At 49.3% G+C, this 8,447-nt stretch carries 9 protein-coding genes; 3 read left to right on the top strand and 6 right to left on the bottom strand.

Translation table 11 applies throughout. From position 1 onward, the window contains the following. Positions 1-600 precede the first annotated feature (600 nt). Complete coding sequence (gene serA / locus NG833_RS05455) at positions 601-2,184, top strand: phosphoglycerate dehydrogenase (RefSeq protein WP_254564293.1); 1,584 nt, start codon at positions 601-603, stop codon at positions 2,182-2,184. A gap of 266 nt (positions 2,185-2,450) precedes the next feature. Next, entirely contained in the window at positions 2,451-3,338 is an 888-nt protein-coding gene (gene prmA / locus NG833_RS05450) for a 50S ribosomal protein L11 methyltransferase (RefSeq protein WP_254564292.1), read from the top strand. 42 nt (positions 3,339-3,380) lie between these two features. Here prmA and NG833_RS05445 read toward each other — a convergent pair whose 3' ends face one another. Further along, positions 3,381-3,971 carry a hypothetical protein gene (locus NG833_RS05445; RefSeq protein WP_254564291.1) on the bottom strand — a complete coding sequence of 197 codons (591 nt, stop codon included), beginning with the start codon at positions 3,969-3,971 and terminating at the stop codon, positions 3,381-3,383. Between the two features lie 144 nt (positions 3,972-4,115). After that, the gene (trxA, locus tag NG833_RS05440) at positions 4,116-4,433 is read right to left on the bottom strand and encodes a thioredoxin (protein ID WP_254564290.1); all 318 of its coding nucleotides are present in this window, start codon (positions 4,431-4,433) and stop codon (positions 4,116-4,118) included. Positions 4,434-4,632: 199 nt separating this feature from the next. On the opposite strand from trxA, the gene NG833_RS05435 reads away from it, so the two are divergent. Beyond that, positions 4,633-5,460 carry an SDR family oxidoreductase gene (locus tag NG833_RS05435; RefSeq protein ID WP_254564289.1) on the top strand — a complete coding sequence of 276 codons (828 nt, stop codon included), beginning with the start codon at positions 4,633-4,635 and terminating at the stop codon, positions 5,458-5,460. Between the two features lie 136 nt (positions 5,461-5,596). Here NG833_RS05435 and NG833_RS05430 read toward each other — a convergent pair whose 3' ends face one another. From NG833_RS05430 to NG833_RS05415, 4 genes are all read right to left on the bottom strand, one after another. Continuing rightward, on the bottom strand, positions 5,597-5,818 hold the full coding sequence (locus tag NG833_RS05430; RefSeq protein ID WP_254564288.1) for a hypothetical protein: 222 nt from the start codon (positions 5,816-5,818) through the stop codon (positions 5,597-5,599). 117 nt (positions 5,819-5,935) lie between these two features. Further along, entirely contained in the window at positions 5,936-6,163 is a 228-nt protein-coding gene (locus NG833_RS05425; RefSeq protein ID WP_254564287.1) for a hypothetical protein, read from the bottom strand. Positions 6,164-7,444: 1,281 nt separating this feature from the next. Beyond that, on the bottom strand, positions 7,445-7,705 hold the full coding sequence (locus NG833_RS05420) for a DUF1816 domain-containing protein (RefSeq protein ID WP_254564286.1): 261 nt from the start codon (positions 7,703-7,705) through the stop codon (positions 7,445-7,447). Positions 7,706-7,840: 135 nt separating this feature from the next. Beyond that, positions 7,841-8,221: a response regulator gene (locus NG833_RS05415; protein WP_254564285.1), complete on the bottom strand. Its 381-nt coding sequence runs from the start codon at positions 8,219-8,221 to the stop codon at positions 7,841-7,843. Positions 8,222-8,447 lie beyond the last annotated feature (226 nt).

Raw genomic sequence — 8,447 nt, 5'->3', positions numbered from 1 at the left:
CTTGTAGGGGCGTATTGCATACGCCCAAGAGGGCCTGCGCATTGCGCCCCTACGAACCCATTCCACGGACCGATGACTTGTAGGGGCGTATTGCATACGCCCAAGAGGGCCTGCGCATTGCGCCCCTACGAACCCATTCCCCGGACCCATTCCATTGTAGGGGCGTATTGCATACGCCCTCTTGGGCCTGCGCATTGCGCCCCTACGAACCCATTCCACGGACGGATGACTTGTAGGGGCGTATTGCATACGCCCTCTTGGGCCTGCGCATTGCGCCCCTACGAACCACCGATGACTTGTAGGGGCGTATTGCATACGCCCTCTTGGGCCTGCGCATTGCGCCCCTACAGGACTTTGGGGCTTTTCCAAGGGTACAGCGGGACCAACTCACTGAAACCTTAAAAATTTTAGGTCATTGAACTATAGCAGACCCTTTCCAGTTAAAATGACCTACTGCAACAAGTCTGTCCGGTAGACCGACGAGAGCGAAAAAGCAAAAGCGATCGCCCCCTCCATCGGCCCGAACCCAGACCCCGTTGCCGCCCGATACTCCCCGGTAAGAGGAGACTGCTGTTGTTTGTTGCCACCTAAAAGCTGACCATGCCCAAGGTTCTTGTCTCCGATCCCATAGACCAAGCTGGACTGGATATCCTCTCCCAAGTTGCCCAAGTTGATGTGAAAACAGGGCTATCCAACGAAGAATTAGTTCAGATTATCCCCGAATATGACGCCCTGATGATTCGTTCGGGGACCCGTGTCACCTCAGAAATTATCGAAGCCGGTAACCAACTTAAAATTATTGGTCGTGCCGGAGTCGGTGTGGATAACGTTGATGTTCCTGCTGCCACCCGCAAAGGGATCGTGGTAGTGAACTCCCCGGAAGGAAACACCATTGCTGCTGCGGAACACGCTCTGGCAATGATGCTGGCCCTTTCTCGCTACATTCCCGATGCCAACCACTCGGTTAAAAATGGCAAATGGGACCGCAAAAGTTATGTGGGTGCAGAGGTCTACAAAAAGACCCTCGGCATTGTCGGACTCGGCAAAATTGGCTCCCATGTTGCTGCTGCGGCGAAAGCGATGGGAATGAAGTTGCTGGCTTATGATCCGTTTATTTCCATCGAACGGGCGGATCATCTCGGATGCCGGTTAGTCGATATGGATTTACTCTTCCGGGAATCCGACTACATCACTCTGCATATTCCCAAAACTCCCGAAACGGCTAATCTGATTAATGCCGAAGCCATTGCCAAAATGAAACCGACGGTGCGGATTATCAACTGCGCTAGAGGGGGCATTATTGATGAAGCGGCTTTAGCGGAAGCCTTGAAAGAGGGACGAATTGGGGGGGCGGCCCTGGATGTGTATGAGAATGAACCCTTAGAAGCCGATTCTCCCTTACGGAGTCTGGGGAAAGAAGCGATTCTGACGCCGCACTTAGGGGCCTCCACTGCGGAAGCGCAAATCAATGTGGCGATCGATGTTGCGGAACAAATTAGAGATGTTCTGTTGGGGTTACCGGCGCGATCGGCGGTGAATATCCCCGGTTTGTATCCCGATGCTTTGGAAAAACTCCGTCCCTATCTGCAATTGGCAGAAAACCTTGGCAATTTGGTGGGTCAGTTGGCTGGGGGTCGCGTCGAGTTACTGAATGTCCGTCTCCAAGGCGAGTTAGCGGATAACAATAGTCAACCGATTGTGGTGGCGGCCCTGAAAGGGTTACTCTCCCAAGCACTCCGGGAACGGGTGAATTATGTGAATGCCAGTATTGAAGCGAAAGAACGAGGCATTCGCATTATTGAAACTCGGGATGGTTCGATTCGTGACTATACGGGTTCTCTGCACTTAGAGGCGAAGGGAGCCCTAGGAGACCACTCGGTGACGGGTGCGCTGTTAGGGGATGGGGAAATTCGGATTACGGATATCGATGAGTTCCCGATTAATGTCCCTCCGACTCACCATATGTTGTTTACTCGCCACCGGGATATGCCGGGAATTATTGGCAAAATTGGCTCTTTGTTGGGCAGTTTTAATGTCAATATTGCCAGTATGCAGGTGGGCCGCAAAATCGTGCGTGGGGATGCGGTGATGGTGTTGAGCCTGGATGACCCCCTGCCGGAAGGGATTTTAGCAGAAATTATGAAGGTTCCAGGTATTCGGGATGCCTATACGGTAATGTTATAGGAGGAAAAGTTTCCTGAAGGCAGAAGACGGGTTTTAGGTCCCCGGTGTCAGGGTTGGAGCGATCGCAGAGCGGATTAAAGATGTCGTTTGAATTGCGATCGGCGAAATTGAAGGGTGATTCGGTCGGGGATAGAAGCCGGGAACCTTTGATTTCAGCAAGGGTTTGACCCTGACCCGGTGCGATCGCCGGTCAATCTGCTGGGAAATCTGCTCTGAATTACAGGACAAGAACGCAACCGCAAATCAGGACTCGGAACTCACGGGCTATGGCTAACAACTGGTGGGAAATACAAGTGCTCTGCGATCCGGCGTTAGAAGATTTGGTCTTCTTACGAGTGGAAACTTTTGGCTGTCGCGGTACCGCCAGTGAGATGAAAGGTCATTCCTGTTTGATTTCGGCCTATTTACCCCAGGAACAGGCGCATTTATTAGATTTGGCGGCCCTGTCTCTGCTCTTTCGTCAAGATGCTCTGTGTGTGAATCTGCCGATTCCCGCAGTCCAGTGGAATCTGATTGAGGAGGAGGATTGGTCGAGTAGTTGGAAGCAACATTGGCATCCCGAAGAAATTGGCGATCGCTTTGTGGTCAACCCCGCATGGCTGCCGGTTCCTGAAACCGATCGCCTGGTGTTAAAATTGGACCCGGGGGTTGCTTTCGGCACCGGCGCTCATCCAACCACTCAACTCTGTCTGGAAGCCCTGGAAATGCGCCTGGGGTATGAAGAAACTCACGCCACGATCGCGGATATTGGCTGTGGTTCGGGCATTTTATCCATTGGGGCAATTTTACTCGGGGCCGAGCAGGTTTATGCGGTAGATACTGACCCTCTGGCGGTCAAATCAACAAGGCGCAATCGGGAATTAAATCAGATTGATGAGTTGCTGTTACAAGCTCAATTAGGCAGTGTTGAAATGATTGCCCAAATGAGTCCGGTCCCCGTTGATGGGATTGTTTGTAATATCCTCGCGGAAGTGATTATTGATTTAATTCCCCAAATGGATGCGATTTCTAAACCCAGCACTTGGGGGATTATTAGTGGGGTTTTATTAGACCAAGCCAAACCTGTAGCGGACACTTTGGAACAATATGGGTGGGTGGTGGCAACTCTCTGGCGACGCAAAGATTGGTGCTGTTTCACCATTCGCCGCAACTAACTTCTCCGGTAATCCTCGAATAGGCAGAGGATTGAGCAAGATTTAGGCAGAGGGTTTCAACCACCGAAGACGAGCATAGGTATAGAAATAGGCGATCGCTGATAATCCGGCGATCGCCACCATCAGTCCTTTGCCTATTCCAGAAGCAACCCCGGGAAAACTCACTGCCGTTGCCACCCACACCGCCAGCACTTCTACCCCGGCGACAATTCTCCCATAATGCTGCGGGTCCCAATAGGAAATCGGACTAATCAGGCGATAATCGCTCAAAGGAAAAAAGTGCCGATGGGCGTCATCATGATGAACAGGCAAATCTCCCAATGAATGGAACACCATACTCATTAAGATAAATTTTCCCGTTTCCCAACCGCAATAATCAGCCAAAATTGCCGCAAAAATTGCTACAGGTATCGAATGAAATAATGCAACCCAATTTTGCAACCCCGGTTGCCAATAACCCTCGCTCCAAATTTGACGTTCGGGCAGTTTTTTGATGAATTTAGCCCAACCATAAAACAAAAAGATCGGAAGGTCCGGAAGAATTGCACCCACGGCGATCGCCAGATGCGCTTGGGGTGGGGAAAACTGACTGAACACAGCAAGATTGACGATCGCGTGACTGGGTGTATTCATCAGGCATGGCTGGTTCGATATCGGTACTCCCAGTTAGGATATCCCATCACGGCCTGAATTTGCTACCCCCTCCCTAGATCGGGGTTACAAACCGGAAGTACAAACCATTAAGCGTCGCGCCGACTTCAGGTGATCCGGATTCCCTTACAGCAGGGATTCAAGTTTGGGAATAAGCTGTTCTGCGCTGAGAAATCCCTCAAATCGCTGAACAGGTTTGCCATTTTTAAATAGAACTAAAGTCGGCAAGGCATAGATGCGATGCTCGGTTGCCAGGTCCGAGTATTTCTCCGTATCAATTTTAACGACCTGAATCCGATTTTTTAAGCGAGTATTGACTTCATCCAATACGGGACCCATCATTTGACAGGGACCGCACCAAGCGGCGTAAAAATCCACTAGCACAGGAAGTTCTGAATCTGTGAGCATTTCTTCAAAACTGGCAAACTGTTTTTTAACGGTCATACACTTAAACGGCTCTTTTGAACCGAGAATTACAATATCTCTATGATAGCTAGAGCATGAATATCCGGTGGGGGGGGATAAACAAGGGATGAATTCTCAGGAGTAACCCCCAGGGGATGAGGTATTTATACTGGTCATTAACGGTTAAAGGATAGCAAAATTAGGGAGAATATTGAGGCAAGATTGAGGATGCGTCACGATGGGATTAAATATTGGAATTATTGGCTGTGGTTATGTGGGTACGGCGGTAGCACGTCGATGGCGCGAAGATGGACATAGTATAACTGCAACGACAACCCGGAGCGATCGCCGGGAGGAACTCGAACAGGTGGCGCAACAGGTGGTAGTGCTCCAGGGAAATGATTCGGAGGCCCTGGCATCAATGGTCGAAAACCAAGATGTGATTCTGTTAAGCATCGCGCCTTCCAGGGGAGGAGATTATCAAACAACCTATCTGGAGACGGCGAAGACTCTGGTGCCGGTGTTACAGCAATCTTTGAGAGTTCAGCAGGTTATTTATACCAGTAGCTCGTCGGTCTATGGGGACCACCAGGGTGCGGATGTGGATGAAACCACCCCCGTGAAACCGGGGAATCAGAATGCCAGGGTGTTAGCGCAGACGGAGCAGGTTTTGTTAGGGGCACAAAGCGATCGCCTGAATGTCTGTATTCTGCGGTTGGCGGGAATTTATGGACCCGATCGCGAACTGTTAAAAATTTTTAGTCGCTTTGCGGGCACGACTCGTCCCGGCAGTGGGGACTATTGGAGTAATTGGGTTCATTTAGAGGACATTGTAGAGGCGATCGTCTGGGTCTGTCGTCAGCGCTGCCAGGGGATTTACAATCTGGTGAATGATGTCCCCTTGCCGATGCGGGAACTGCTCGATCGCCTTTGCGATCGCCACAATCTGGCTCCCATTTCCTGGGACCCCTCGGCCCCCTTAGATCGGTCTTATCATGTCCGACTCTCGAATCAGAAACTGAAACGGGCGGGGTTTGAGTTGCGCTATCCCGAAACCCTGCTGTAACGCCAGGGGGCGATCGGCCCTTGCTTAGAATCTATCCAGAATGCACGAGACACGCTCGCAATATCTGAAACGGCGTGTCTCTCAACAACATAAATTTTTTCTAACCCAGGTAAATGATTATAGTTTATCGGTTGCCTTAAGCAATGCTACGGACTTCGAGTTGGGAAGGTCTGGAGGGCCGGGAGGAAATCGTGGAAAGATCGATTAAACGTTCTAGCTGCTGTACACGCTGACGAGGTTGTACCACCATTGCAGCCAGATCGGGCATTTCTTGCCAGCAATGAGGACAGAACCAATACACACCGCTATGACGAGCGTGGCGGAGTAAGGCACTAGAGCAGCAAGGGCAATTGTTCATGATTTTTAAACCTGTTTGAGAATAATAGAAGAAGAGTAACTAGAAACTTGTAAAGAGAAATGTGCAGTGCTGGAATTGTGCGTGATTCTACGGAGAAAACTCGGTGGCTGACTCGGGTTAATTTCCACCCAGACGGCCTGCTTTAGAGAAGTAAAATTTATCCAAACCGAGGACGAGTCCGATAATGACTAACTGAACTAACCAAGGTGCCAAGGCGAACCCCCAAATAAAGCAAACCACCGCTGTTAAAGCTGCTAGTACAAACGGAACATCATTAGAAGCTCGTAAGTAAATCCAGACGGATCCAAAAGAGAGGGTTAAGAGGGCGAGGTAGGCGGATGGCATGGCTAGGGACTCCTGGTACTTATCGTTAGGACAGTCCGAGCTGAATTCAGCTCTATGATTGAAGTTAAAGCAAGAATGTGAAGATAGCGTGAAGAGAACCAGAAAAATCGAGATTTTTTAATTTTTTTTTGAGCAGACCATTTTCCGGGAGAGTTCTTGTCTGTTTTCCCTTTTTTGGCCGTTAGAGGTTGGAAAAACTCTGGATCTATCCAAGAGGGATCGCAGAGTATCGGCTAAGAATGAAGGCTAACCCTGGGCAGAGGGGAACCCCAACCTCGTCTTTTATACTCATCGACTGTCCGGTGAATAGATTCCTAAATATTGATAAATAAGCCGATTCTTAAATCTACCTAAAGGATGATTTAATGTCTCCATAATCAAGAGTTAAAAATTGAGGGAGGGGTTTAAGTGGGGGAAAACCGCGCTTCGGGGATCACTTAAGCCGGATTGATTGGGCTGAAAAAAGTTGGCTTGCTTTTGGGGTCCAACTGGTCCAAAGATTTCCTGCTTTCATCCTGATTTAGACTGGATCTATAGCTAACCTCAATTCTTCCGATCGTGGCTTTGACGCCTGATAGAAACAGAAAAAGGGTGGGAGGCTGTTTTATAGGGAGGGAGGGAGAAAGGAAGGGAATGGGATGAAGGGAAAAAGGGGAAGTCTCCGAGGGGATTTGAGGGGTAGCCCTGTCAAGGTGTATTTGTAGGGGCTTCGATGCGCCCGCACTTGTAGGGGCGCTCATAGAATCGCCTCTACAAATCACGATTTTTCCTCATTCAATTGATTACCAATTGAGGGCCTGCACATTGTGCCCCTACGTTCCATCACTCTTTTTCGTCATTCAATTGATTACCTTGACAGGGCTAGGATTTGAGGGGTCCTGGCGGAACTGCTGTTGGAGAAACAATACGATCGCCGGACCGATAGACAGAGGATTAAAAGAAAGACTTTCCCTATCCTGAGCTATAGAGGGATCCAGGCGATCGCCACCCTACTCCCAAGAGTCTCTAAGTATGAATACTTCCTGGACTCAGCATTTTTGAGGACGATTGGGGAGGGGATCAACAAGGTGCTTTCTGAGAGGATAAAAACCGGACAACCGTGGCGATGATAGGCGAGTTAAGAGAGACCAGATTACCGAAACCCATTACTGACCAACGGCTAAAATAATGGACAAAATGAATCGGCAAAATGAATCGGCAAAAAAAATCCCCCTTCCCTAATAATTCGTCTGGGGGTCGGGGGTAAAAACTGTCAGAACCGAAAGGGATTCAACCTAAAAATTAATCAAAGTCTAGGTCATTGGCGATCGTGAGTTCAGTCGGCTGACAGCGGTGAATATAAACAGCAAACCCTTGAGCACCTTCACTTTCGAGATCCTCCAGGTAGCCCCCTTTATAGCACTCCGCTTCTTTGGCACTCATAAAGGGACCAAAGTAGTAAGTACAAGTTGGTTCTGCGGTAACGATTTCAATCCACCAAGCAATTCCCAGCTTTTCCAAATAAGAAGTAAAAGCTTGTTCAATCGTTTCTGCTATTTTCATCAAGGCGCTCCGCGATATATGGATCTATACTTATGAAGGTGATTGTACGCAAAAAAGAATTTGCGAACCGCTAATCGGGACACATTTTAAAAAATAATCATAAAGAAGTTGTGAATCAATGAAGGATAGGGGAAATTAGGACTCCCAACCGAGAGCCGAGGCCACCTGAGCGGCTAGATTCATGGGTTCAAAAGGCTTGGCAATCACCGAGTTAACCCCCAGTTCTGAAAAGCGGCGCTGGTCGGCATACAGCACTTTGGCCGTGAGCAAAATTACCGGAATTTGTTGAGTTGAGGGATTAGCCTGGAGCTTTTTAAACGTAGCAGGGCCATCCATCTCTGGCATCATCACATCGAGGAGAATTGCATCAGGCTGTTTGGCTTCAGCCACCTGGAGTCCCTCATGACCCGAACTAGCGGTGAGCACTTCCCAACCGCCAACCATTTCTAGGCTCAGTTGAGCGACTTCCCGGATATCATCTTCATCATCAATGACTAAAATTCGTTTCAAACTCACGCAGACCTCCTGAAAAAAAGGGACGCCCTGACTCGGACGAACCGGGGCGAAAAATTAAAATTTACACTGGGGAGGAAGATCCCCGACTGGGAATTTCCCCCAAAACTGGAGAAAACCGGCATCCTGCATGGACACCATGACAGGATTGCTTCCTTTCGCCAGAAGATTTAAGGAAAATGGACAAGGGTGGCGGCAGGACGAGAGCAAAATAGGGTCCGTCATTCGC

Origin of the sequence: Oscillatoria sp. HE19RPO, assembly GCF_024220515.1 — a bacterium.
Lineage (GTDB): Bacteria > Cyanobacteriota > Cyanobacteriia > Cyanobacteriales > Laspinemataceae > Laspinema.
The sequence above is the reverse complement of the archived record's forward strand: the minus strand, read 5'-3'. Positions and strand labels throughout refer to the sequence as shown.